General features: G+C 36.7%; 1 pseudogene. It reads left to right on the top strand.

Annotated elements, in window-relative coordinates:
• Positions 1–319, top strand: a pseudogene (locus tag COO03_RS23785) (IS200/IS605 family accessory protein TnpB-related protein); the annotation flags it as partial.

The raw sequence follows: 319 nt of genomic DNA, 5'->3' as shown, positions 1-319 counted from the left end.
AAGCGAATCTATAAGACAGATGTACCGCATGAAATGGTAGAGATATTGACACAGACAATAGAAATATTTAATACAGCGAAACGCTATGTGTTTCAAATAATCGTCCGAGAGAAACGTTGGAACCGTAAGTTGCATACAGATAGTCTTCATCTTGTTCTCAAACGGAAATATCAATTGAATGATTACTATGCAAACAGTGCGGTGCAAGAAGCAAGGGCGTTGTTTACAGGTATAATGGAGTTACAGAACATATATGAGAAACAAACACAAGAAAAGCTCAAGAAAATCAAACAGAAGTTGAAGCAAGAACGGACAAAAC

It is taken from the genome of Bacillus sp. AFS098217 (assembly GCF_002551815.1).
Classification (GTDB): Bacteria; Bacillota; Bacilli; order Bacillales; family Bacillaceae_G; genus Bacillus_A.
Note: the sequence above shows the minus strand (reverse complement) of the source record. Positions and strands in the feature narration are given on the sequence as shown.